The 20887-nt window shown below is 62.5% G+C and carries 28 protein-coding genes; 18 read left to right on the top strand and 10 right to left on the bottom strand.

All coding sequences use genetic code 11. The annotated features are described in order from the left end of the window. The first annotated feature begins 131 nt into the window (after positions 1 to 131). From NP945_RS01795 to NP945_RS01750, 10 genes are all read left to right on the top strand, one after another. Complete coding sequence (locus NP945_RS01795; RefSeq protein WP_256745415.1) at positions 132 to 602, top strand: hypothetical protein; 471 nt, start codon at positions 132 to 134, stop codon at positions 600 to 602. A gap of 21 nt (positions 603 to 623) precedes the next feature. Beyond that, the gene (locus NP945_RS01790) at positions 624 to 1016 is read left to right on the top strand and encodes a hypothetical protein (protein ID WP_256745414.1); all 393 of its coding nucleotides are present in this window, start codon (positions 624 to 626) and stop codon (positions 1014 to 1016) included. Continuing rightward, positions 983 to 1495 carry a hypothetical protein gene (locus tag NP945_RS01785; protein WP_127267102.1) on the top strand — a complete coding sequence of 171 codons (513 nt, stop codon included), beginning with the start codon at positions 983 to 985 and terminating at the stop codon, positions 1493 to 1495. The genes NP945_RS01790 and NP945_RS01785 overlap by 34 nt, the downstream gene beginning before the upstream one ends. Further along, positions 1470 to 1952, top strand: coding sequence for a hypothetical protein (locus tag NP945_RS01780; protein ID WP_127387361.1), 483 nt, complete (start codon positions 1470 to 1472; stop codon positions 1950 to 1952). The genes NP945_RS01785 and NP945_RS01780 overlap by 26 nt, the downstream gene beginning before the upstream one ends. 153 nt (positions 1953 to 2105) lie before the next feature. Further along, positions 2106 to 3011 (top strand): ribokinase, encoded by a 906-nt coding sequence (locus tag NP945_RS01775; RefSeq protein WP_256745413.1) that lies wholly within the window; start codon positions 2106 to 2108, stop codon positions 3009 to 3011. 1 nt (position 3012) lies between these two features. After that, positions 3013 to 4464, top strand: coding sequence for an amidase (locus NP945_RS01770; RefSeq protein ID WP_256745412.1), 1452 nt, complete (start codon positions 3013 to 3015; stop codon positions 4462 to 4464). 114 nt (positions 4465 to 4578) lie between these two features. Continuing rightward, the gene (locus tag NP945_RS01765; RefSeq protein ID WP_127267106.1) at positions 4579 to 5193 is read left to right on the top strand and encodes a LysE family translocator; all 615 of its coding nucleotides are present in this window, start codon (positions 4579 to 4581) and stop codon (positions 5191 to 5193) included. Between the two features lie 110 nt (positions 5194 to 5303). Then, positions 5304 to 5687: a hypothetical protein gene (locus tag NP945_RS01760; protein ID WP_256745411.1), complete on the top strand. Its 384-nt coding sequence runs from the start codon at positions 5304 to 5306 to the stop codon at positions 5685 to 5687. A gap of 31 nt (positions 5688 to 5718) precedes the next feature. Beyond that, a complete protein-coding gene (locus NP945_RS01755) occupies positions 5719 to 6096 on the top strand; it encodes a hypothetical protein (RefSeq protein ID WP_256745410.1) in 378 nt (125 codons plus the stop codon). 5 nt (positions 6097 to 6101) lie between these two features. Next, positions 6102 to 6473, top strand: a complete 372-nt coding sequence (locus NP945_RS01750; RefSeq protein WP_256745409.1) for a hypothetical protein — start codon at positions 6102 to 6104, stop codon at positions 6471 to 6473. Positions 6474 to 6535: 62 nt separating this feature from the next. Here the strand turns inward: NP945_RS01750 and NP945_RS01745 are convergent, their stop codons facing one another. After that, entirely contained in the window at positions 6536 to 7477 is a 942-nt protein-coding gene (locus NP945_RS01745; protein WP_256745408.1) for a nucleoside hydrolase, read from the bottom strand. A gap of 315 nt (positions 7478 to 7792) precedes the next feature. On the opposite strand from NP945_RS01745, the gene NP945_RS01740 reads away from it, so the two are divergent. Both NP945_RS01740 and NP945_RS01735 read left to right on the top strand, forming a co-directional pair. Continuing rightward, the gene (locus tag NP945_RS01740) at positions 7793 to 8218 is read left to right on the top strand and encodes an Hsp20 family protein (protein ID WP_023760739.1); all 426 of its coding nucleotides are present in this window, start codon (positions 7793 to 7795) and stop codon (positions 8216 to 8218) included. 121 nt (positions 8219 to 8339) lie between these two features. After that, positions 8340 to 8594: a DUF1150 family protein gene (locus NP945_RS01735; protein ID WP_023760740.1), complete on the top strand. Its 255-nt coding sequence runs from the start codon at positions 8340 to 8342 to the stop codon at positions 8592 to 8594. A gap of 66 nt (positions 8595 to 8660) precedes the next feature. Here NP945_RS01735 and ptsN read toward each other — a convergent pair whose 3' ends face one another. From ptsN to lptC, 6 genes are all read right to left on the bottom strand, one after another. Next, positions 8661 to 9125, bottom strand: coding sequence for a PTS IIA-like nitrogen regulatory protein PtsN (gene ptsN, locus NP945_RS01730; protein WP_013529589.1), 465 nt, complete (start codon positions 9123 to 9125; stop codon positions 8661 to 8663). A 102-nt stretch (positions 9126 to 9227) separates the two neighbouring features. Beyond that, positions 9228 to 9812 carry a ribosome hibernation-promoting factor, HPF/YfiA family gene (gene hpf / locus NP945_RS01725; RefSeq protein ID WP_013529588.1) on the bottom strand — a complete coding sequence of 195 codons (585 nt, stop codon included), beginning with the start codon at positions 9810 to 9812 and terminating at the stop codon, positions 9228 to 9230. A gap of 264 nt (positions 9813 to 10076) precedes the next feature. After that, on the bottom strand, positions 10077 to 11603 hold the full coding sequence (gene rpoN / locus NP945_RS01720) for an RNA polymerase factor sigma-54 (RefSeq protein WP_256745407.1): 1527 nt from the start codon (positions 11601 to 11603) through the stop codon (positions 10077 to 10079). 325 nt (positions 11604 to 11928) lie between these two features. Beyond that, positions 11929 to 12747: an LPS export ABC transporter ATP-binding protein gene (lptB, locus tag NP945_RS01715; RefSeq protein ID WP_013529586.1), complete on the bottom strand. Its 819-nt coding sequence runs from the start codon at positions 12745 to 12747 to the stop codon at positions 11929 to 11931. Further along, positions 12747 to 13328, bottom strand: a complete 582-nt coding sequence (locus tag NP945_RS01710) for an LptA/OstA family protein (RefSeq protein ID WP_256745406.1) — start codon at positions 13326 to 13328, stop codon at positions 12747 to 12749. The genes lptB and NP945_RS01710 overlap by 1 nt, the downstream gene beginning before the upstream one ends. Then, the gene (gene lptC, locus NP945_RS01705) at positions 13315 to 14028 is read right to left on the bottom strand and encodes an LPS export ABC transporter periplasmic protein LptC (protein WP_127269996.1); all 714 of its coding nucleotides are present in this window, start codon (positions 14026 to 14028) and stop codon (positions 13315 to 13317) included. The genes NP945_RS01710 and lptC overlap by 14 nt, the downstream gene beginning before the upstream one ends. 401 nt (positions 14029 to 14429) lie before the next feature. Here lptC and sppA point away from each other — a divergent pair, with 401 nt between their 5' ends. The 4 genes from sppA (at position 14430) to NP945_RS01685 (ending at position 17206) form a co-directional block, all read left to right on the top strand. Further along, positions 14430 to 15386: a signal peptide peptidase SppA gene (gene sppA, locus NP945_RS01700; RefSeq protein WP_256745405.1), complete on the top strand. Its 957-nt coding sequence runs from the start codon at positions 14430 to 14432 to the stop codon at positions 15384 to 15386. 82 nt (positions 15387 to 15468) lie between these two features. Beyond that, positions 15469 to 15753, top strand: coding sequence for an integration host factor subunit beta (locus NP945_RS01695; RefSeq protein WP_006200394.1), 285 nt, complete (start codon positions 15469 to 15471; stop codon positions 15751 to 15753). A gap of 57 nt (positions 15754 to 15810) precedes the next feature. Beyond that, on the top strand, positions 15811 to 16203 hold the full coding sequence (locus tag NP945_RS01690) for a LapA family protein (RefSeq protein ID WP_256745404.1): 393 nt from the start codon (positions 15811 to 15813) through the stop codon (positions 16201 to 16203). A 37-nt stretch (positions 16204 to 16240) separates the two neighbouring features. Continuing rightward, on the top strand, positions 16241 to 17206 hold the full coding sequence (locus tag NP945_RS01685; protein ID WP_127328289.1) for an ornithine cyclodeaminase family protein: 966 nt from the start codon (positions 16241 to 16243) through the stop codon (positions 17204 to 17206). Here NP945_RS01685 and NP945_RS01680 read toward each other — a convergent pair. The 3 genes from NP945_RS01680 to NP945_RS01670 form a co-directional block, all read right to left on the bottom strand. Then, positions 17203 to 17640 (bottom strand): EVE domain-containing protein, encoded by a 438-nt coding sequence (locus NP945_RS01680; protein ID WP_127271652.1) that lies wholly within the window; start codon positions 17638 to 17640, stop codon positions 17203 to 17205. The two genes, NP945_RS01685 and NP945_RS01680, sit on opposite strands and share 4 nt — an antisense overlap. Further along, positions 17637 to 18032: a VOC family protein gene (locus NP945_RS01675; protein ID WP_256745403.1), complete on the bottom strand. Its 396-nt coding sequence runs from the start codon at positions 18030 to 18032 to the stop codon at positions 17637 to 17639. Before NP945_RS01675 ends, NP945_RS01680 begins: the two co-directional genes overlap by 4 nt. Positions 18033 to 18103: 71 nt before the next feature. Next, on the bottom strand, positions 18104 to 18796 hold the full coding sequence (locus NP945_RS01670; protein WP_256745402.1) for a YafY family protein: 693 nt from the start codon (positions 18794 to 18796) through the stop codon (positions 18104 to 18106). Between the two features lie 135 nt (positions 18797 to 18931). Between NP945_RS01670 and NP945_RS01665 the strand changes: the two genes are divergently transcribed. Both NP945_RS01665 and NP945_RS01660 read left to right on the top strand, forming a co-directional pair. After that, positions 18932 to 20026, top strand: a complete 1095-nt coding sequence (locus tag NP945_RS01665) for a class I SAM-dependent rRNA methyltransferase (RefSeq protein WP_256745401.1) — start codon at positions 18932 to 18934, stop codon at positions 20024 to 20026. After that, positions 20023 to 20880, top strand: coding sequence for an RNA methyltransferase (locus tag NP945_RS01660; RefSeq protein ID WP_013529576.1), 858 nt, complete (start codon positions 20023 to 20025; stop codon positions 20878 to 20880). The genes NP945_RS01665 and NP945_RS01660 overlap by 4 nt, the downstream gene beginning before the upstream one ends. The last annotated feature ends 7 nt before the right edge of the window (positions 20881 to 20887 follow it).

The raw sequence follows: 20887 nt of genomic DNA, 5'->3' as shown, positions 1-20887 counted from the left end.
CAACCCAGGGCAACCTGCGGTTCCTGTAATTGTTATTTTGAGACGTTATTTTAGGTAACTCTAAATTAACTACGATAAAGTGATGATCCCCTCATATTAATCCGGACGATCCGGCTTGATAGGAGGTTCCGATGACATTGTTTCGCGCCGCCTGCGGCGCAGCTCTGCTGGTTGCCAGCCTCGACGAGGCCGCGTTGGCCGCGACGCAGAATGTCATCTTCAATGGCACGATCGCGCCCACCTGCACGCTTGTCGTTGCCACCAACGGCACGATGACGGCCAGCCCCGATCTCCAGTCCCTCAGTTCCCACAACAGCGGCGGCTCGGCTGGGACCGTGACGCTGACGACGACCGGAGGTGTGTCGCTCAGCGTCGACCCCGTCACCACCATGACGGTGCCATCCGCCGACAGCACGTCGACGACCTGGACGCCCACCTACTCCGCCACCGGCGCGCATGCCATCGTCGAGACCGGCTCGGCAACCAGCATCGCCACACCCGGCGCCGATCTCGTCTCGGTTCACCTCGCCGGAACCAAAGGCGGCAGCAATCGCTTCGCCAACGGCAATTATCAGGCAACGGTAACGCTGCGCTGCGAATGACGCGCAGCGAAGGAGGGGTCGTTGAAACATGTTCGAATCCTGACGACGGCACTGGCCATCGGATTGGCGCCCATTGCCGTCAAGGCACAATCGATGTCGCCGATGCGTGGCGAGATCAACAGCTTCACCGACGTCTTCGCGGTCCGCATCTTCCCTGCCAATCCCTACGACAGGAAGATCCGGGTCGAAATCCACGTCTACGATCAGGATTTTCAGCCGGTAGATGCCAGGATCTCTCCAGATGTCTTCCAGCTGGCTTCCCAGGCTTCCCGTTCTGTCCTTGTGGTCGTGCCCTTTGACGGCGCGGCCGAGCGTAAAGTGCGTATCTGTACCGAAAGCATCCCCTTTCCCAATCAACAGACGCAGATAAGGGCACAGATATGCGGAAAGTTCTTTGGGCGCCGCAAGTCCTGACACTGGCGCTCGCGGCTGCTTGGGCGGGTGCCTCGCCGGCCGGGGCCGAGGACGTCTACAACCTCAACCAGAATGAGAGCGGCTTCAACCTGCCCGGTGTCACCTTGCCCCAGGGTCAGGACGAGGTCCGTGCCGCGGACGGCACCACATGCCGTTCCGCCGTCTCCGGCTCCGGGGCCTATGTCGATCTCGGCGTTATCAGAGGCAACAGCCAGTCCGACAATGATGTCGCCACTTACGGCCGGGTGGTGATCCCGATCGGGCGTACGCCGAAGCGCGTCGATTGCAGCCGTCTCTATGAGCTTGAGGTCGAGCGCCTGCATCTGGAGCTGAAACTTCTCAAAATGGGCCTCGGCGCCGACGGCCAGACGGCCAGCGTAGCCGCCACCGCTCCCGCAGCCGCATCACCGGGGTGGGCCAACGAAGGCTGGAGCATCAGGACCGGAAATGGCGATGGCAAGAAAAAGAAGAAGCAGTAGCCGCGCGCTGCTTGCGATGGCGGCACTTGCCGGTTCCTGCCTTCCGGCGCAGGCGGCGATCATCGGCACCTGCACCATCATGGTCGGGGCGTCCGGAACGATGAAGGCCAATCCCGCCATCAGCATACTGGGCTCCAAACAGGCAGGCGGATCGAGCGCCAGCGCCACCGTGGTGGCGAGTTCCCTGTTGTGCTCGATACTTAACCTGCTTGACTGCTATTCGGTTTCGGCGCCGGCGCCTGCCGCATTCTCCTCCGCGCCGAGCGGCGGCGGCACCAACGTGATCTTCGCTTCAGTCTTCCGCCTCGATGGCTCGGGGGTCGATGTCAACGGAAGTGTGCCGCAAAGGGTTGCCAACGGCACCCACGCGATGCAGGTCGACCTCACCGCCACCAAATCGAGCGGTATCTTTCCCGCCGGCAACTATCAGGGCACGGTCACCGTGCGCTGCGAATAAGGCCACGACACCTCAAATCGGACTGGACCATGCGCGTGGTCTGGCAAGCCGCGGCCTTACAGGTTAGCTTCCACGCAATCGGAACGATCTGCGTTCGCCCGGATGCACGAAGACGCTCCGACATTTTGAAGTTGCGTTGCCAGGAGGCCCTGCTTGATTATCGTCATCGGCTCGATCAACCTCGACCTTATCGCCAAGGTCGACCGCTTGCCGAGCCCCGGCGAGACGGTGGGCGGCTCGGCCTTCACCACCGCGCCTGGTGGCAAGGGCGCCAACCAGGCGCTGGCCGCCGCACGCGCCGGCGTCTCGGTGCGCATGGTCGGCGCCGTCGGCAGGGACAGCTTCGCCGCCGAGGCACTGGCCTTGCTGCGCGACGGCAAGGTCGACCTGTCCGGCGTTGCCGAGACTCATGCCTCGACCGGCACGGCACTGATCATGGTCGCCGACGACGGCGAGAACATCATCGCCGTGGTGCCGGGCGCCAACGCTTCCGTGGTGCCAGGCGATCTCTCCAAGGCCTTTCTGAAAAAAGGCGACGTCGTGCTGCTGCAAAATGAGATTCCGCTGGCCACCGTCGATGCCGCCCTCGACCAGGCAAGGGCGGCCGGCGCCATCACCGTGCTCAACACGGCGCCTTTCCAGGGGCAGGCAGCCGGCTTTCTCAGCAAGGCGGACTATGTCGTCGCCAACGAAACCGAGTTCGACCTCTATGGCGAAGCGCTGTCGCTGCAAGGCCGCGACCGGGCGGCCCGTATGCGCGACTTTGCCGGAAAGACCGGCCGCACCGTCGTCGTCACGCTCGGCGGCGACGGCGTGATGGCGGCAACGCCGAGCGAATTCCTCACCGTTCCGGCACGCAAGATCACCCCTGTCGACACGGTCGGCGCCGGCGATACGTTCTGCGGCTATTTCGCCGCCAGCCTGTCGTCGGGCCTCACGCTCGAACAGGCGCTGGCGCGCGCTGGCGCGGCCGGTTCGCTGGCCTGCCTGAAGCCTGGCGCCCAACCGGCGATCCCGCTCGCCAAAGACGTCGATCAGGCGCTGCAGGAAACCCGTTAAAATGCTGCGTCCGCAAACGAAACATGCCGTGCCGCCGGCAAGCGACATCTGCCGCCTGTCCGCTGTCGAACTCGCCGGCGCGATCCGGGAGAGAGAGCTTTCCGTGCGCGAGGTGGTGGCGGCATTCCTCGATCGCATCGAGGCGGTCAATCCGCTGGTCAACGCCATCGTCTCCTTGCGCGATCGCGCCGATATCCTGCGCGAAGCCAATGCGGCCGATGCCAGCCTGTCGCGAGCCGAAGCGGCGGGTCCACTCTTCGGCATGCCGATCGCCATCAAGGATCTCGCCTCGACCACGGGCCTCAGGACCTCCTTCGGCTCGCCGATCTTCGCCGATTTCGTGCCGCAGGAAGACGATTTCTTTGTCGAGCGCATCCGCAATGCCGGCGCCATCATCATCGGAAAGACCAACGTCCCCGAATTCGGGCTTGGCTCCAACACCTACAACGCCGTGTTCGGGCCGACGTTGAACGCGTTCGATCCGGCCCTGACCGCCGGCGGCTCGAGCGGTGGCGCGGCGGTGGCGCTGGCGCTTAACATGGTGCCCGTCGCCGACGGCAGCGACTTCGGCGGCTCGCTGCGCAACCCGGCCGCCTGGAACAATGTTTTTGGCTTCCGCCCGTCGCAAGGACTTGTTCCCGGCGGACCCGATTTCGAAGTCTTCCATGCGCAGATGGGCGTCGACGGGCCGATGGGCCGCAACGTTCGTGATATGGCCCTGCTGCTCGATGTGCAGGCCGGTTACCACCCGCACGCGCCATTGTCCTACGAGAAACCCGGCTCGTTCCTCGAAGCGCTTGGAATACCGGCAACTGCTGGCCGCATCGCCTGGCTCGGCGACCTCGGCGGTCATCTGCCGGTTGAAACAGGCATTCTCGGCCTGTGCGAGGCGGCACTTGGCCGCTTTGCGGAAGCGTCCTTCGCGACTGAACCGTTGCTGCCGGATTTCGATTTCGAAGCGCTGTGGCAGGCCTTCGTGACGCTGCGCCAGGCCAGCAGCGGCTGCGCGCTCAAAACCCACTATGACGATCCCGCGAAGCGCCGCCTGCTCAAGCCGGAAGCCATCTGGGAAGTGGAGAACGCCATGCGGCTGACGGCACCGCAGATCCGCGCCGCTTCGGTCATCCGCACGTCCTGGCATCGCACGCTGTTGTCGATCTTCGACCGCTATGATCTCGTCGCGCTGCCGACCGCGCAGGTCTTCCCCTTCGATGTCGATACGCATTGGCCGCGTGAGGTCGCCGGACGCGCAATGGACAGCTATCACCGCTGGATGCAGGTTTCCGCCTTCGCGACCTTGGGCGGCTGCCCGGCGGCCAACGTGCCGGTCGGCTTCGACGATAGGGGCCGACCGATGGGCATGCAACTGATCGGCCGGCCGCGCGGCGACCTCGCCGTGCTGAAGGCGGCGGCGGCCTATGAGGCAACGCTGCCTTGGCAGACCGGCGCCTGAACCGGGCGGACTGGCGTGTCGCAGGGCGCTAGTTAGCGGCTTGCACCGGCTGCGCTGCTATGCATTGATTGTCCTCAAGCCGCGCCGCATCGGCGGCATTCCTGGGGAAAAGTCATGTCGCTCGAACTCTACGCCGCCTATGTCCTGGCTTGCATCGTCATCATCCTGGTGCCCGGCCCAACGGTCACGCTGATCATCGCCAACAGCATCCGCCATGGCTCCCGCGCCGGTCTCGCCAATGTCGCCGGCACGCAGGCAGGGCTTGCCGTGATGATCGCCATCGTCGGCATCGGCCTCAACACACTGATCTCGGGCATGGGCCACTGGTTCGAGTGGGTGCGGCTGATCGGCGCCGCCTATCTGATCTGGATGGGTGTGCAGATGTTCCGTTCCAAAGGCACGCTGAACGCCGATGGAACGGCCAGGAAACCGCGCGGCGGCTTCTTCCTGCAGGGCCTGCTGGTGGCGCTCAGCAACCCCAAGACTTTGATCTTCTTCGGCGCCTTCTTTCCGCAGTTCATTTCGCCGCAAGGCAATTATTCGCTGCAGATCGCCATCATGGGCCTGACCGCCATGATCTTCGCCGCCTTCTCGGATTCGACCTATGCGCTGGCCGCCGGCCGCGCCGGGCGCCTGCTGTCGGCCGGCCGCATCAAGCTTTTGTCGAGGATCAGCGGCAGCTTCATGGTCGGCGGCGGCCTGTGGCTGGCGCTTTCAAAGGCAAAGTAACAGCACGCCGACAAGCCGGGACTCTAACAGCAATTTCCTGAAACAGGGAGGCCGATTGAAAGTCGGCCTTCTGTCCACCACATGAATCGGCGGTTGGGGGATTCACGTCGATGTCGTGGACTTTTGCGGATGTGAAAGGGCACGTGCTGGGCGTGGTCCTCATTGTTGCGGTGTTCGCGGCGGTGTTGATCGTCGATCCCATCAAGTGGACGAATAGGGCCAGCCCGATCCGATCGGTCGAAATGATCGACGCGACGGTCAAAAGCGGCCAGGGCAAGGGTCAGTATATCCATTATTTACTGTTCCTTGAAAATGGTTCGACGGTCCTCGTTTCTGACGATCGCCCACGCTTGATCGGCTCAACCATCAGACTTGAGCGCGTTACGCGCGCAAACGGCTTCGTCTTTTACCGGTTTCAAGATGAGCGGCGGCCAGCCGATGTTTTTCCCGAGCCAAAGCAGCAATCATTGAAAATTTTGAACACGATCTATTGAATGCGGTGTTTGCCACTAGCAAATATAGCGCATGGGGCAAACACGGCTTTCTCTTCGGAATCGCCTGCTTCTGCTTAAGGAAGAATATCGAGACGCTGTCATTTGCGTCAGTTTCTTCTGTGCGGTCGCTCTCATGAAAACCTTGCCTGGCCTAATCAGGCAGGACAGCCCGATCATCGATACGCAACGGATTAGCGGCATTGTCGAATACGCCACAACGCCGATGAATCCGAATGCCTCCGTCGGTCAGGGACTTCATTTCACATATCAAATCCGCCTCCAGGACAGCGGCGCCATCGTTTTTGTCGATGGCGAGGTCGAGACGCCGCATGTGATTGGATCCCGCGTTTCGGTCGAACGCCGGCACCACAAGAACGGCACCGACACCTACCTATTGCTTAGGGGATAAGCGTCATGGCCAAGGCCCGGCATTCCCTTGTCTGGATGACCCTGCAGGAGAACCTCAGGGGCATTCTCGTCACCATCCTTGTCGTGGGCGTCTGCGCACTGGCGATCGGCATCCCGATTGCAAGGCAAAGCAGCCCCATCGTCAATGTCGAGCGCCTGACCGGTACTGTGGTCAACGTTCTCAACACGACTCCGGACCCCGAAAGCTCGGCGGGCAGGGGGTTCAGCTATTTGTATGGTATCCGCCTCGACCAAAATGACCGCCTGGTCTTCGTCTACGGCGATGCGACAGCGCCGCGAGCCATCGGCTCGAAGGTCTCGGTCGAGCGGCAGCATCGCCGCAACGACACCGAAACATACCGCCTGCTCCGCCAGTAGTCGAGTATCGCCCAGAAGCTCTGCGCCTCTGGGCGAACCGTATGCATCAAGGGATGGAGGTCCTAGAGCCGCCCCAGCCTCTCCACCAGCAACCCGAAAAACCCGTCATGGTCGATGTCGCGCATCACCATGGCGTTCTTCGGCCGCTTGGTAACGCCCCACCAGTCGATCACGGTCATGCCCATGGTGAGCTCGGAGGCCGTTTCCACGCTGACGTTGCAGTTGCGGCCCTTGAACAGGTCAGGCTTCAACAGATAGGCGATGACGCAAGGGTCGTGCAGCGGGCCGCCGTCGGTGCCGTATTTCTCCTCGTCGAAGCGCTCGAAGAATTCCAGCATCTCGGCGGTGGCGGTGCCGACCTTGGTGCCGAGCGCGCGGAAGGTTTGCGTGCGCTTGGCGGTGGTCAGCGCCTTATGGGTGACATCGAGGGGCATCATCACGATCGGAATACCGGATTTGAGCACGACATCGGCGGCCTGCGGATCGACATAGATGTTGAATTCGGCGGTCGGGGTGACATTGCCGCCCTCGAAGAAGCCGCCGCCCATCAGCACGATTTCCTTGATGCGCGGTGCAATGCGCGGCTCGCGGATCAGCGCCAGCGCAATGTTGGTGAGCGGGCCGAGCGCACAAAGCGTGATCGTGCCGCTTTCTTCGCTCATCAGCGTCTCGACGATGAAATCGACCGCGTACTGGTCCTGCAGTTTCATCGTCGGTTCTGGCAATTGCGGTCCGTTGAGGCCGGTCTTGCCATGCACTTCCTCGGCGGTGACCAATTCGCGCATCAGGGGCCGGATGGCGCCGGCATAGACCTTGATGTCCGGGCGGCCGGCCAATTCGCAGATCTTGCGGGCATTCTTTTCGGTAAGCTTCAGCGGCACGTTTCCGGCAACGGCTGATATGCCGACGATCTCCAGTTCGGAGCTGCCGAGCGCCAGCAATATGGCGACGGCATCATCCTGACCGGGATCCGTGTCGATGATGATCTTGCGTGATTGGGGCATTTCAATTCCTTGTTTGGCGAGGTCGTGGGCTTGAACCGATCCGATCGAAACATCCAAATGACGCCGAAGCGGTCGCGAGCTGCCATGTCGAACCGCTCGACCGGGAAAGACAATTCCCGACCTGCGCGCTTCTCCTTGCATCTGCTCGCCGTTTCAAGCGCCATGTCGGTCATTCCTGTGAGTCCACGCCTGGTCTTTTTGAGCGGGTCTGTTGACGGCTTGAACTTGGTCGCGGGGCGGACCATATCAAGGCCATCGGGAAAAATGCCATCTGGGTTTTTCCACTTTATGTCGCTCTTGAGAGGACAGTGTAACATGAGCCGAATGACGCCCTTTTCCAGCCCGCTTCTCCTTGGTTTCGACGCCATGGAAAAGACCCTGGAACGCTTGGCGAAATCCGGCGACAGCTACCCTCCCTACAACATCGAACGCCTCAGCGGCGCCGACGGCAAGACCGAAAGGTTGCGCATTACATTGGCGGTCGCCGGTTTCGCCGAAAGCGATCTCGATGTCACCACGGAGGAAAACCAGTTGGTCGTGCGCGGCCGTCAGACCGACGACACCGAGCGCGAATTTCTTCATCGCGGCATCGCCGCGCGCCAGTTCCAGCGCTGTTTCGTGCTGGCCGACGGCATGCGGGTGATCGCGGCGGAGTTGAAGAACGGTCTTTTGTCGATCGACCTCGATCGGCCGGAGTCCGAACGGCTGGTACGGAAAATAAACATATCGGTGAAAGACTGATCTTTACCACTGCATCGGCCGGAAATCGGCTCCGACTTTCCGAAAGCACGATGCAGCAAATTGAAATGGCTCTCATGCGGGATGGCCTTGAGCGGCGTCCTCGCGCCAAGGAGGCTTTGAAATGACCAGAACTGAAAATATCACCATGACCAATGGCGAATTCGCTCATCTCGGCGAGGGCTCGGTCGCTTATCTCAGAAAGGTCTCGAGCGACGAATTGCTCGGCCGTTTCCCCAATCTCGGCGAAATCGCCCCCGGCATGGAACTGTGGGCCTTGTTTGCCGCCAATGGCCAGCCGATCCTGCTTTCCGATGCGCGTGACCGCGCTCTGGCCGGCGCCATGGAAAACGACCTGACCACCGTCGCCATTCATTGACAGCGATTCCGGCTGAAACGGAAAGGGCCGCCTATGGCGGCCCTGTAGCGATATCATTCTCGAAATTCAGGCCGCGTGCGAAGCCTGGGTGTCCGACAAAAGCGCGTGGATAGCGGCGGCGTCGCGCGTACCCCTGATCTTGGCCACCGTGTCGGCATCGCGCAGGACCCGCGCGATGCGCGACAGTGCCTTGAGGTGGTCGGCGCCCGCCCCTTCCGGCGCCAGCAGCAGAAACACCAGATCGACGGGCTGATCGTCCAGCGATTCGAAATCGACAGGCGTCTCCAGCCGGGCGAAAACACCTGCGATGCGTTTCACGCCGGCCAGCTTGCCGTGCGGAATGGCGATGCCGTTGCCGACGCCGGTCGAACCCAGGCGCTCACGCTGCAGGATGGTGTCGAACACCTCCCGCTCCGGAATGCCGGAAATCGCCGCTGCCCGTTCGGACAGCAGTTGCAGCAGCTGCTTCTTGGAGTTCGCCTTCAACGCCGGCAGTATCGCCGGAACGTTGATAAGATCGCTCAGATCCATGCTAGAAAATCCCTTGTTCGCCTGCCGTCACCAGTCCCCACCCCTCGTGCGGCCGGCTCTTATTGCCGTGCGACCCTTGTCGTCACCGTGCGACCTTTGTCGTCACGCTTGCGCGACCTTGGTCGTCGACGGGTCGATCCAGCCGATATTTCCATCGGGTCGGCGATAGACGATGTTGAGATGGTCGGTTCCCGCATTGCGGAAGACAAAGACCGGGCTGTCCTTGGTGTCGAGCTCGATGACCGCCGACGCCACCGACATGGTCTTCAGCGTCATGGTTGATTCGGCGACGATGGCGGGCGCGAAATTCTCCGGAATGTCCTCGTCGTCATCGGCAAGCGGCGCCATCACCGTGTAGGCGATGTCGGTCGGCTGGCCGTTGGCGGCGCCCGAATTGTGCGATTTCAGCCTGCGCTTGTAGCGCCTCAGGCGGGTTTCCAGACGGTCCGCCGCCGCCTCGAAGGCTAGCGTCGGATCCTGGGCATCGCCGGTGGCCTGCAGCGAAGCGCCGGAATCCAGCCGGATCATGCAGTCCGCCGAATAGCGCGAGCCCGATTTGATGACCGTGACATGTCCGGCAAAGCCGCGATCGAAATATTTGCCGATCGCTTCGCCGACGCGATCATTGATGCGTGTCCGAAACGCATCGCCGATATCCATGTGTTTTCCCGATATGCGCAGATTCATCTGAAAACTGACCTTCCTTGCTCAGGCTTCAAACTGGCCCGAGTTTATACTCGTGATCCGTGCGCACAAGCTTTGCGGCGTCACTTGCGCCGATTTTAAATCCAAACTTTCCGGTTGATCACAAGCCGCCCTTTGACCGTCCCGAGGCCAACGTCGTGACGGACCATCCGCATGCGGGCATCTAGCCCGTCTCATGCGGGCGGGCTTCTAGCCACTTCACCGCGGCTTGTCAATGAAGTGCCGGCCTGTGGAAAATCGACCCGCTCAGCGCCCGGCGCTGGCCATCGCCCGTTTCTCGCGTCGGCGCTGCACCGAAGAGGGGATATTCATGCCTTCCCGGTACTTGGCGACCGTACGTCTTGCAATGTCGACGCCACTTTCGCGCAACATGTCGACGATTGCGTCGTCGGAAAGCACGTCGACGGGTTTTTCCTCGTCGATCAACTGCTTGATGCGGTCACGCACGGCTTCCGAGGAATGCGCATCGCCGCCGCCCGACGCGGCGATCGAGGCGGTGAAGAAGTAGCGAAGCTCGAACACGCCGCGCGGCGTCAGCATGTATTTGTTGGCTGTGACCCGGCTGACCGTCGATTCGTGCATGCCGATGGCGTCGGCCACCGTGCGCAGATTGAGCGGCTTCAGCTGCCGCACGCCATGGACGAGGAAGGCATCCTGCTGGCGAACGATTTCCGAGGCGACCTTGAGGATGGTCTTTGCCCGCTGGTCGAGGCTGCGCGTCAGCCAGTTTGCATTCTGCAGGCATTCGGCCAGAAAATCCTTTTCCGCCTGGTTCTTGGCCTGCGGTGAGACCTGGGCGAAATAGATATGGTCGACCAAGACCCGCGGCAGCGTTTCGGCATTGAGTTCGACCGTCCAGCTGCCGTCATTGGCCGCGCGCACCTCGACATCGGCGACGATCGCGTCGCTGGCGCCGCCCGAAAACGCCATGCCCGGCCGGGGATCGAGCGCCCGGATCTCCGCCAGCATGTCGAGCAGATCCTCCTCGTCGACACCGCATATCCGTTTCAATGCATGAAAATCACGTCGTGCCAGGAGTTCGAGATTGGCGACCAGCGCCTTCATCGCCGGATCGAGCCGGTTGCGCACCGCAAGTTGCAGCGACAGGCATTCGGCCAGGTCGCGGGCAAACAGGCCAGCCGGCTCGAAGGTCTGACATACCGCCAGCACCTTCGCCACGGCAGCGGCATCCGCACCGAGACGAGCGGCGATCTCGGCCAGGTCGGCACGCAGATAGCCGGTCTCGTCAAGGCCGTCGGCGAGGTCGGCGGCGATCAGTCGTGCAGCCGGGTCAGTGAAGGCTAGCGCTACCTGTTCACCGACATGGTCGCGCAGCGTGATCGCAGCAGTCGCCATATCGCCGGCGTCAAACCACTCGGATGAGGAACCCGCGCCATTGCCCGAAGCCGATTTCCATTGTGCCGTCAGGTCGGGACCGAGCCGCTCGCTGGTCCCCGGGTCGTCGGGGAACAGGTTTTCCAGCGACGTGTCGAGCTTGTCCGAGATCGCCTCGGCGCTCCACTGCGTCTCGTTTTCGAACCAGTCGCCTTCGGCGGTGGCTTGCGGCTCCGCCTCGATCTTCTGCGCCTGGTCGCTGGCGGCATCGTCCTGCGGCTCGGCGCGCTCCAGCAGCGGATTGCGCTCGATTTCCTCGTCGATGAAATGCTCAAGCTCGACATGGGTGAACTGCAGCAGCCGAATCGACTGCATCAGCTGCGGCGTCATCACCAGCGACTGCGATTGTCGTAGCTGTAGTTTGGCCGCCAACGCCATGGTTCGGTTTCAAACGCCTCGTCTACGCATCCCGACTTCCGGGCAAGAATTTTGCAGCCGGCCATAAAAACTGGCCCGGCTTTTGCTTGTCAAGGCAATTGGTAGCAAAACGCGCTTACCGGAGCGTTATCCCGGAGCAAAATCGAGAAAAAAGCGCCGCGCGAACCACAAAAATCGTGTCAGGAAACAAATTTCACGCTCAGAGCAATTCCAGGAAAAGTGAGAGACGGCTTTCCCGGGAAAAGCGCATGGCGCTTTCCCTTGGGAATTGCGTCAAGACGAAAAGACGGAGTGGATTGGCGTTTTCCGTGAAACGACGAACCGTTCAGAGCGTAAAACCCTCGCCGAGGTAAAGTCGCCGCACATCGGGATTTGCCACCACCTCGTCGGCCCTTCCATGGGTCAGCACCTGGCCGGCATGGATGATGTAGGCGCGGTCGATGAGGCCGAGCGTTTCGCGCACATTGTGATCGGTGATGAGGACGCCGATGCCGCGCGCCGTCAGGTGGCGCACCAGTTGCTGGATATCGGCGACGGCGATCGGATCGATGCCTGCGAAAGGCTCGTCGAGCAGCATGTAGGCCGGACGCGTCGCCAGCGCTCGCGCGATTTCCAGGCGTCGCCGCTCGCCGCCCGAAAGCGACATGGATGGCGCCTTGCGCAGATGGCTGATGTGGAATTCCTCGAGCAGTTCGTCGAGATTGCGCTCGCGCACCTTGCGGTCCTTTTCGACCACTTCCAGCACCGCGCGGATATTCTGCTCGACATTGAGGCCGCGGAAGATCGACGCTTCCTGCGGCAGATAGCCGATACCGAGGCGTGCGCGACGGTACATCGGCATCGACGTGACGTCGAAGCCGTCGATCTCGATCGTGCCTTCATCCACCGGCACGAGGCCGGTAACCATGTAGAAACAGGTCGTCTTGCCGGCGCCGTTGGGGCCGAGCAGCCCAACGGCCTCGCCAGCGCGCACGCCGATGGTGACGCCGCTGACGACCTTGCGGCCCTTGTAGCTCTTGGTCAGCCCCTTGGCGATCAGGGTTCCCTTGAACTTTCCCGCATCTACGGTCACCGTGGCCGGCGCCGAAAGCTTGCCGGCGGCCCGTCCCGGAAGACGCGCCGTCAGCGACGACAGGCTGGCCATCAGGGGTTCGTCGCTCCCGATTTCGGCGGCGGCGTGATCGACATCTGGACGCGTTGCCCAGCGCATGGATCCACCTGAGCCAGCCCGCTTTTCATCTGCACGGTAAGCTTGCAGCCCACCAGAATGTTGTCGTTTTGCGACAGAACGACCTTTTTGCCCGAAAGCACCAGCACCTGGCTCTTCATATCGAAGCTGCCTTGATCGCCTGTCGCGACCTGCGCATCCGACTTGATGTAAACCTTGTCGGAGATCTCCAGGTGATCGATGTTGGCCGAGCCCGTCATCGCCGCACCCGCGGCCTCCGTGCCCTTGGCAGCGGCGTTGGGGTCCTTGACGTAGTAGACCGTCATCTTGCCGGCCTTCATCAATGTCGGCCCCTGGACGACACTGACATTGCCCGTGAAGATGGCGACACTGTCGGCCTGGCGGACTTCCAGCTTGTCGCTCTCGATCTGGATCGGCTTGTCGCCGGACAGTTTGAGGCCTGATTGACTGGTCGTCTGCGCCGATGACGGCACGAGTCCGAGCAGCAGCAACGCTGAAGTTGCAGCCGCGAGCCGCGTCGAACTACTGAGCCGCATTGGTTTCTCCGCTGTTTCCCTGTGCCGCCTTCAAGGCGGTGGAATCGATGTTGACGCGCACCTTGTTCTCGAAAACCAGAACCTTGCCATTGTCCTGGACCGACATCGTATCCGCCGTGATCCGCGACCCGCCACGGCTGACATCGACGGGATCTCCCGTCTTCATAGTGCCTTTGCCCATGTCGAGGAAGACCGATTTGAACTTGGCCTGCATGCCGTCGGTCGTGGTGATCGTCACGTCGCTGGTCAAATTCATCGTATTGCCGTCGCGATCGTAGGTGCCGTGCGAGGCCTTGACCGCCGCCACATTGTCGGGCGCGATCGGCACCTTGGCGTCGATGCCTTCCAGCTCGATGATACCTTGCGTGCTGACATCCTGAATGGCACGCAGCGCCGTCATCGAATAAGGCTGCTTCTGCTTGGTGAAACCGTTGAGCTTGGGATTGGCCATCACCAGCTTGCCGTTGGAAAAGGCAGTGCCTTCCGCCTGAACCTTCACGGCGACGGGTGCGGCGAGATAGGAATAGACCGGGAAAGCGACCGCTATCAGTGCCGCGGCCACCGGCACGGCAAATTTGAGAACGCGCACGCGGCGCGAATGACGCTGTGCACGGTCGAAAGCGTCGCCGCGCGTCCGGCCGTCCGCCGGGGGAGCCAACACCGCCTCGGCGTTGGTCGGTTCAATCGGTCGCGCTAACATTCACTGCTTTCTTTAACCCTGCCCACCCTTGAGCACCGCCTATAGGTGGGACGCCGGCGCTTTCAAGCAAGCACAAGCCCACGAAAACTGCAAAAATGTGACAGCCGCCTTTGTACAGACGAAAACGAGGTCCGCACAACTGCGTGTTCTCCATAGCAGAAACAGACACGCGGCGTAAAATTTATCCGTCGTCGGTCTCGTCGCCGACCTGAGGCGATTGCACAAACATGTGAGCAGACCAATACTTGTAGAGCGCCTAGCCGAGGCCGGCCGACTGTCGACGGGGATGGCTACCTCACGTCCAGGTGCTGACTTGTCTCGCCATACGCAAAAGAGAACTGCTTCCAGATGCGCGGATCATGGTCTAAAAGCGTCTCCTCCCGCCGACTGAAAGGCTGACCATGGCACTGAGAGCCGACGACCTGATCGACCGCCGCCGTTTGCGGCGCAAGCTGACATTCTGGCGCGTCGTCGCCATAGGCATCGTAGCCCTTGGGGTGATTGCGCTTTCAACCTGGTTCTATGGCGACGATTTCGGCGGCTCGACGGTCGACCATATTGCCAAGGTCAAGATCGAAGGCACGATCACCGAGGACGAGGAACTGATCAAGCGGCTGGAAACCATCCGTCTTTCATCGATGGTGAAGGGCGTGATCCTGTCGATCGATTCGCCTGGCGGCACCACCGTCGGTGGTGAGTCGATCTATGAAGAAGTGCGCAAGCTGGCCGCCGACAAGCCGGTGGTGGCGGAAGTCGGCACGCTCGCCGCGTCGGCGGGCTATATGATCGCCAGTGCCGCCGATCACATCGTTGCCCGCAAGACCTCGATCGTCGGCTCGATCGGCGTGCTGATCCAGTATCCCGACGTCAGCGGCCTGATGGACAAACTCGGCGTCAAGCTGGAGGAGGTGAAATCCTCGCCGCTGAAAGCCGCGCCCTCTCCTTTCAAGCCGACCAATGACGACGAGCGCGCCATGGTCCGCAAACTCATCCTCGACAGTTATAACTGGTTCGTCGACATCGTCGCCGAACGCCGCAAGATGACCCGCGAACAAGCACTGGCGCTTGCCGACGGCTCGATATTCACCGGTCGTCAGGGCGTTGCCAACGGGCTGATCGACGCCGTCGGCGGCGAGGCGGTAGCGGTCGACTGGCTGGCGACCAAGGGCGTCGATGCCAAGCTCAAGGTCGTCGAGTGGAAGGATACCGAACAGCGCGGCGGCTTCCTGTTCTCGAAAGCGATGGCGCAAACCATCGGCAGTGCGCTCGGCCTGCCCGCCTACAGTGGCGACGTCATCCATGAACTCGGAGCCGACCGCTTGTTTCTTGACGGTCTCGTTTCCGTCTGGCACCCTTGAGACGCCGTTTGGGGCAAGTGAAAAAAGCAAATAAAATCATCCTCATAATTTTGACCGCACTGCTTTCACGGGGACCCGTCTCATGATCAAGTCCGAACTTGTGCAGATTATTGCCACGCGCAATCCGCATCTTTTCCTGCGCGACGTCGAAAACATCGTCGGCGCCATCTTCGATGAAATCACCGACGCCCTTGCCGAAGGCAACCGGGTCGAGTTGCGTGGCTTCGGCGCTTTTTCGGTGAAGAATCGTCCCGCCCGCACCGGCCGCAATCCGCGCACCGGCGAATCCGTCGAGGTCGAGGAGAAGTGGGTGCCGTTCTTCAAGACCGGCAAGGAACTGCGTGAAAGGCTGAACGGCGGCAAGTAGGCGCGACGTCAGCGCCTGACGGCCTTTCGGACAGGCCAGCTTCCGACGGAAAACATCATGTTCAATCGCTTCATCCTCATCGCGATCTTCGTGCCCCTGGCGATCATCCTGATCGCACTCGCCGTTGCCAACCGCGAACTGGTCGCCTTCACGCTCGATCCGTTCAACCCCGGCAATCCGAAGCTGACCCTGACTTTGCCGCTGTTCATTTTCCTGTTCCTGGCACTCGCCATCGGCATGATCGTCGGCAGCCTGGCAACCTGGGTCAAGCAGGGCCGCTATCGCAAGCTGGCGCGCCAGCGCGGCGTCGAGGCCGAGAACCTGCGCCAGGCGGTCAGCCGTGCGCCGGCGGTACCGCAAAGCCAGGCTCCGGGAACGGCCCCAGGCTCCACCCAAGGGTCCGCCCAAGGGTCCGCCCATGGGTCCGCATTGCCGAAGCCGACCGCTTGAGCCGCCCGTCGGCGGTTTTGTCCCTACGGAGTTTTACATGCTGACCATTTCGGCCGCAGAGGTCGACCATGCGCTGACCTTTGCCGGACTGGTCGAGACGCTGCGCACGGCGTTCCGCGACGGTGCGGTGCAGCCGGTCAGGCATCATCATACGATCGAGCGGCCAGATGGCGCGGCCTCCACCCTGCTTTTGATGCCGGCCTGGACCGACCTCAACGCGGCCGGCACATCGACCGGTGGTCACATCGGCGTCAAGATCGTCACCGTGTCCCCCGACAACAATGCCATCGGCAAGCCGGCGGTGATGGGGCTCTATCTCCTGCTCAATGGCGCCACCGGCGAACCCGAGGCCTTGATCGACGGCCAGCGGCTGACACAGTGGCGCACCGCCTGTGCTTCGGCGCTTGCGGCCTCCTATCTCGCCCGCGACGATGCCTCGCGGCTGCTGGTGGTCGGCGCCGGCGCGCTGTCGCCCTTCCTCGCCAAGGCGCACTCGGCCGTACGGCCGATCAAGACCATCCGCATCTGGAACCGCACCCCGGCCAATGCCGAAAAAGTCGCCGCCGACCTGCGCGCCGAGGGTTTTGCAGCCAGCGCGGCGAGCGATCTCGATGCCGAGCTTGGGCAGGCCGACATCGTCTCCTCGGCGACGATCACGACGACGCCGCTGATCAAGGGCGCATTGTTGCGGCCGGGAACCCATGTCGACCTGGTCGGAGGCTTTACGCCGACGATGCGCGAGAGCGACGACGACGCGATCAGGCTTGCCCGCGTCTATGTCGACACCCGCGCCGGCGCCACCAAGGAAGCCGGCGACATCGTCCAACCGCTGGCCTCCGGCGTGCTGAAGCCGGAAACCATCGTCGCCGATCTGCACGAATTAGCGCGCGGCCAGAAGAAGGGTCGCGAGAGCGCTGGGGAGATCACGCTGTTCAAGTCGGTCGGCGCGGCGCTCGAGGATCTTGCCGCCGGCATTGCCGTCTACAAGGCGCTCACGGCCTAGTTCGCCGGTACAGCCATTTTGGCGCTCATCGCGTCGGCGATCACACGAAAATCGTGATCCCCGATTTCGAAAAGGCCAAAGCGAAGCTGATAACCCCAGTTCGATTTGGCCATGGTGAAGTCCAGCCTGTCGAGCAGCGGCTTGATCGGCGCTTCCTCGGCCTTGGCCCACGCCACATCGCGGCGGAAGGGCGTGAAGCCGGCGCCCATATCGCCCTGATAGGGCTCGCCTTCCCGCACGATGCCGATCGCGGTGAAGGCCCGCAGGCCATCTTTCTCGCCCAAAACAGTGTTCGGCGAGTAGTAGACGATGCCATCGCCTGGCTTGACGCGACGCAGCGGTGCCGCCTTGCCGTGGTTGACCTGCATGAAGCCGGCTGCGCGACCCCGCCGGACATGTTCGGCCGATGCCACCGCGATCCAGTACGCGCTCATTTCTGGTCACCATTGGCCTGTTCGCCATCGGACAGCCAATAGACGCGCAGGCGATGATTGTCGGGATCGAGCGCGACAAAAGTACGGCCGAAATCCATGTCGGTTGGCGTCTGCAGAATTGTCAGCCCGCGCCCGGACCAGTCGGCATGGGTGGCATCGACCGCATCGGGCGTATCCAGCGCAAAGACGATTTCGGCGCCACCGCCTGACATGGCGGCTGCCGGCTCCACCGTATGGCGCGACCACAGGCCGAGCTTGAAGCCGGCATCGAGCACGAACAGCACGAAGGTCGGCGAACTTTCAACCGGCTCACGGCCGAGCAGCGCGCTGTAGAAGGCGCCGCTCTCAAGCGGCTGGTCGACATAGAGGATGACGAAATTCGGGGTGGCCATATCTGCTCTCCAAGGTTCGGTGCTTCGACTTGGCGACCATAAGATGGGCTACTGTCAGATTATGGCAGCAGTCATCTCGAACCACGCGGCTTGTCGAGCGTTGCCCGCCATTCCTTGAGCAGCGTTTGGCGACGACGCGGATAGCGCGTGTCCGTTGCTTGGAGTTCGGCGATGCGATCGGCGCGAAAATGCCGGAAATCCTGCCGCATCTCGCACCACGCCACCACCACCCGCACCTTGTCGAAGAAGCCCAGCGCAAATGGCCAGACGACACGCTCGGACGCGGCGCCGCCGGCGGCGCGGTAGAGAAAGCCGAGCTTGCGCTCGTTGCGGATGGCCTGCCGTACGAGGCCAAGATCGATGCTTTCGATGGCTGCGGCGGAAGGGCCGACCAGCAGTGTGCTCCCGTCGAGATCCTCGCGCAGATCGTCCGGCAAGACCGCCGCTATCTTGGCCAACGCGTTGGCAGCGGCGGCCGAGAGGCGCTGGTCCGGCTGCTTGGCGACCCAGCGCGAGCCGAGCACGATGGCTTCGATCTCCTCGTCGCTGAACATCAGCGGCGGCAGCATGAAGCCGGGCTTCAGCACATAGCCCAGCCCCGCCTCACCCTCGATCGGCGCACCCTGGCCCTGCAGCGTCGCGATATCGCGGTAGAGCGTGCGGATCGAAACGCCCATCTCGTCGGCGAGCATGTGCCCGCTCACGGGCCGGCGATGCCGGCGCAGGCACTGGATCAGGTCGAGCAGGCGTTCGGAGCGGGACATCCGGTAGATTTGCCTGTTTCTTTGACATTGGTCCATCGCGGCCAACCTGAACCGGAGAGGCCGACCTGTCGGACTTGGTTGCGAAGCCGGTTGCCCTATGTCAAAAGCGGCCACGCCGTTCGGAGTTGCCCCCGCTTGAAGTCTTTTCGCGACAAACGCCGCGACAACCGTCCACATCCATCCGCGAAGGGTGCGGCGGACGTGTCACGTCCGCGTCCCGGCCAGGCTCCCGCCAGACCGGAAGCGCCACCGCGCGAGCGCCATGAGGCGAAGACGGAAAGTCGTTCCGAACCGAACGCGGCGCCGCGCATCCTGGCCCGCCGCGAAGGCGCTCTGCCCGCCGAACATCTTCCCGTGATCCTGGAAGTGGCGCCCAATGCCGATTATGCGCTGCTCGACAGCGGCACCGGCCAAAAGCTCGAACAATATGGCCCCTACCGTATCGTGCGGCCCGAGGGCCAGGCGATCTGGCAAAAGGCCTTGCCGGCAAAGGAATGGGAGCGTGCCGACGCCGTCTTCACCGGCGACACCGACGAGGAGGGCATCGGCCGCTGGCGTTTCCCCAAGCTGCCGCTCGGCGAGACCTGGCCGATGAAGCATGACGGCATCGACTATCTCGGCCGTTTCACTTCGTTTCGTCATGTCGGCGTCTTTCCCGAGCAGGCCTCCCATTGGGATCACATGGCCGGGCTGATCGCGGCGGCGAAGCGGCCGGTCAAGGTGCTGAACCTGTTCGGCTATACCGGTCTCGCCTCATTGGTGGCGGCTCGCGCCGGCGCCGAGGTCACCCATGTCGATGCCTCGAAGAAAGCGATCGGCTGGGCCCGTGAAAACCAGGAGATGGCCGGCCTCGGCAGCAAGCCGATCCGCTGGATCGTCGACGACGCGGTCAAATTCGCCGAGCGCGAGGAGCGCCGCGGCAGCCGCTACGACATCATCCTGTTCGACCCGCCGGCCTATGGCCGTGGCCCCAAGGGCGAGGTCTGGCAATTGTTCGAGGACCTGCCCGATTTGACCGATCTCTGCCGGGCGATCCTGACGCCGAAGCCGCTTGCCGTGGTGCTGACCGCCTATTCGATCCGCGCCTCCTTCTTCGCCATCCACGCCCTGATGCGCGATACCTTTGCCGGCATGGGCGGCAAGATTGAATCGGGTGAGCTGATCATCCGTGAAAAGTCCGCCGGCCGGGCGCTCTCGACTTCATTGTTTTCGCGTTGGGTGGCTGAATGAACGAGCGGCATGCAGGCGCACCTGGCCAGGTGAAGGAGGTCACCAGCCTCGCCAATCCGCTGGTCAAGGACATCAAGGCTCTCGCTCAGAAGAAATTCCGCGACCAGCAAAACGCATTCATGGCCGAGGGGCTGAAGCTGGTCATCGATGCGCTCGATCTCGGCTGGCAGATCAGGACATTGGTTTTCGCCAAGGCCGGGCGCGGCAACGCGGCGGTGGAGAAGGTGGCCGCACGCACGGTTGCCGCCGGCGGCATGGTGCTCGAAGTGTCGGAAAAGGTGCTGGTCGCCATCACCCGTCGCGACAATCCGCAAATGGTGGTGGGCGTCTTTTCCCAAAAATTCCTCGCCTTGAAGGATGTGCGCGCCGACAATGGCGACGTCTGGGTGGCTCTCGACCGGGTACGCGATCCCGGCAATCTCGGCACCGTCATCCGCACCGTCGATGCAGTCGGCGCCAAAGGCGTCATCCTGGTCGGCGATACCACTGATCCGTTCTCCGTGGAAACGGTGCGCGCCACCATGGGTTCGATCTTTGCCGTGCCGGTGGCCAAGGCGACAACCGAGGCTTTCCTTGCCTGGCGAGGCGGCTTCTCAGGGCTAGTCGCCGGCACCCACCTGAAAGGCGCCGTCGACTACCGCTCGGTCGATTTTTCACGCGGGCCCGTGCTGCTGATGATGGGCAACGAGCAGCAGGGACTGCCCGAAAGCCTGGCTGCGAGTTGCGACAGGCTGCTCAGGATTCCGCAAGCCGGCCGTGCTGATTCGCTCAATCTGGCCGTTGCCACCGGCATCATGCTGTTCGAGATCCGGCGCGGCGCGCTCAAGCTCGAGCCAATCCTGGACCAGCAATGAAGGTTGC

Origin of the sequence: Mesorhizobium sp. LMG17149 (genome assembly GCF_024518695.1) — a bacterium.
GTDB lineage: Bacteria > Pseudomonadota > Alphaproteobacteria > Rhizobiales > Rhizobiaceae > Mesorhizobium.
This window is presented reverse-complemented; position numbering and strand designations above follow the sequence as displayed.

What these genes read in the sequence shown, in the direction of transcription:
- NP945_RS01795 (WP_256745415.1), top strand. Translation starts at nt 132, where the DNA reads ATGACATTGTTTCGCGCCGCCTGCGGCGCAGCTCTGCTGGTTGCCAGC.
- NP945_RS01785 (WP_127267102.1), top strand. Translation starts at nt 983, where the DNA reads ATGCGGAAAGTTCTTTGGGCGCCGCAAGTCCTGACACTGGCGCTCGCG.
- NP945_RS01780 (WP_127387361.1), top strand. Translation starts at nt 1,470, where the DNA reads ATGGCAAGAAAAAGAAGAAGCAGTAGCCGCGCGCTGCTTGCGATGGCG.
- NP945_RS01770 (WP_256745412.1), top strand. Translation starts at nt 3,013, where the DNA reads ATGCTGCGTCCGCAAACGAAACATGCCGTGCCGCCGGCAAGCGACATC.
- NP945_RS01765 (WP_127267106.1), top strand. Translation starts at nt 4,579, where the DNA reads ATGTCGCTCGAACTCTACGCCGCCTATGTCCTGGCTTGCATCGTCATC.
- NP945_RS01760 (WP_256745411.1), top strand. Translation starts at nt 5,304, where the DNA reads ATGTCGTGGACTTTTGCGGATGTGAAAGGGCACGTGCTGGGCGTGGTC.
- NP945_RS01755 (WP_256745410.1), top strand. Translation starts at nt 5,719, where the DNA reads ATGGGGCAAACACGGCTTTCTCTTCGGAATCGCCTGCTTCTGCTTAAG.
- NP945_RS01750 (WP_256745409.1), top strand. Translation starts at nt 6,102, where the DNA reads ATGGCCAAGGCCCGGCATTCCCTTGTCTGGATGACCCTGCAGGAGAAC.
- NP945_RS01745 (WP_256745408.1), bottom strand. Translation starts at nt 7,477, where the DNA reads ATGCCCCAATCACGCAAGATCATCATCGACACGGATCCCGGTCAGGAT.
- NP945_RS01740 (WP_023760739.1), top strand. Translation starts at nt 7,793, where the DNA reads ATGAGCCGAATGACGCCCTTTTCCAGCCCGCTTCTCCTTGGTTTCGAC.
- NP945_RS01735 (WP_023760740.1), top strand. Translation starts at nt 8,340, where the DNA reads ATGACCAGAACTGAAAATATCACCATGACCAATGGCGAATTCGCTCAT.
- ptsN (WP_013529589.1), bottom strand. Translation starts at nt 9,125, where the DNA reads ATGGATCTGAGCGATCTTATCAACGTTCCGGCGATACTGCCGGCGTTG.
- hpf (WP_013529588.1), bottom strand. Translation starts at nt 9,812, where the DNA reads ATGAATCTGCGCATATCGGGAAAACACATGGATATCGGCGATGCGTTT.
- rpoN (WP_256745407.1), bottom strand. Translation starts at nt 11,603, where the DNA reads ATGGCGTTGGCGGCCAAACTACAGCTACGACAATCGCAGTCGCTGGTG.
- lptB (WP_013529586.1), bottom strand. Translation starts at nt 12,747, where the DNA reads ATGGCCAGCCTGTCGTCGCTGACGGCGCGTCTTCCGGGACGGGCCGCC.
- NP945_RS01710 (WP_256745406.1), bottom strand. Translation starts at nt 13,328, where the DNA reads ATGCGGCTCAGTAGTTCGACGCGGCTCGCGGCTGCAACTTCAGCGTTG.
- lptC (WP_127269996.1), bottom strand. Translation starts at nt 14,028, where the DNA reads ATGTTAGCGCGACCGATTGAACCGACCAACGCCGAGGCGGTGTTGGCT.
- sppA (WP_256745405.1), top strand. Translation starts at nt 14,430, where the DNA reads ATGGCACTGAGAGCCGACGACCTGATCGACCGCCGCCGTTTGCGGCGC.
- NP945_RS01695 (WP_006200394.1), top strand. Translation starts at nt 15,469, where the DNA reads ATGATCAAGTCCGAACTTGTGCAGATTATTGCCACGCGCAATCCGCAT.
- NP945_RS01690 (WP_256745404.1), top strand. Translation starts at nt 15,811, where the DNA reads ATGTTCAATCGCTTCATCCTCATCGCGATCTTCGTGCCCCTGGCGATC.
- NP945_RS01685 (WP_127328289.1), top strand. Translation starts at nt 16,241, where the DNA reads ATGCTGACCATTTCGGCCGCAGAGGTCGACCATGCGCTGACCTTTGCC.
- NP945_RS01680 (WP_127271652.1), bottom strand. Translation starts at nt 17,640, where the DNA reads ATGAGCGCGTACTGGATCGCGGTGGCATCGGCCGAACATGTCCGGCGG.
- NP945_RS01675 (WP_256745403.1), bottom strand. Translation starts at nt 18,032, where the DNA reads ATGGCCACCCCGAATTTCGTCATCCTCTATGTCGACCAGCCGCTTGAG.
- NP945_RS01670 (WP_256745402.1), bottom strand. Translation starts at nt 18,796, where the DNA reads ATGTCCCGCTCCGAACGCCTGCTCGACCTGATCCAGTGCCTGCGCCGG.
- NP945_RS01660 (WP_013529576.1), top strand. Translation starts at nt 20,023, where the DNA reads ATGAACGAGCGGCATGCAGGCGCACCTGGCCAGGTGAAGGAGGTCACC.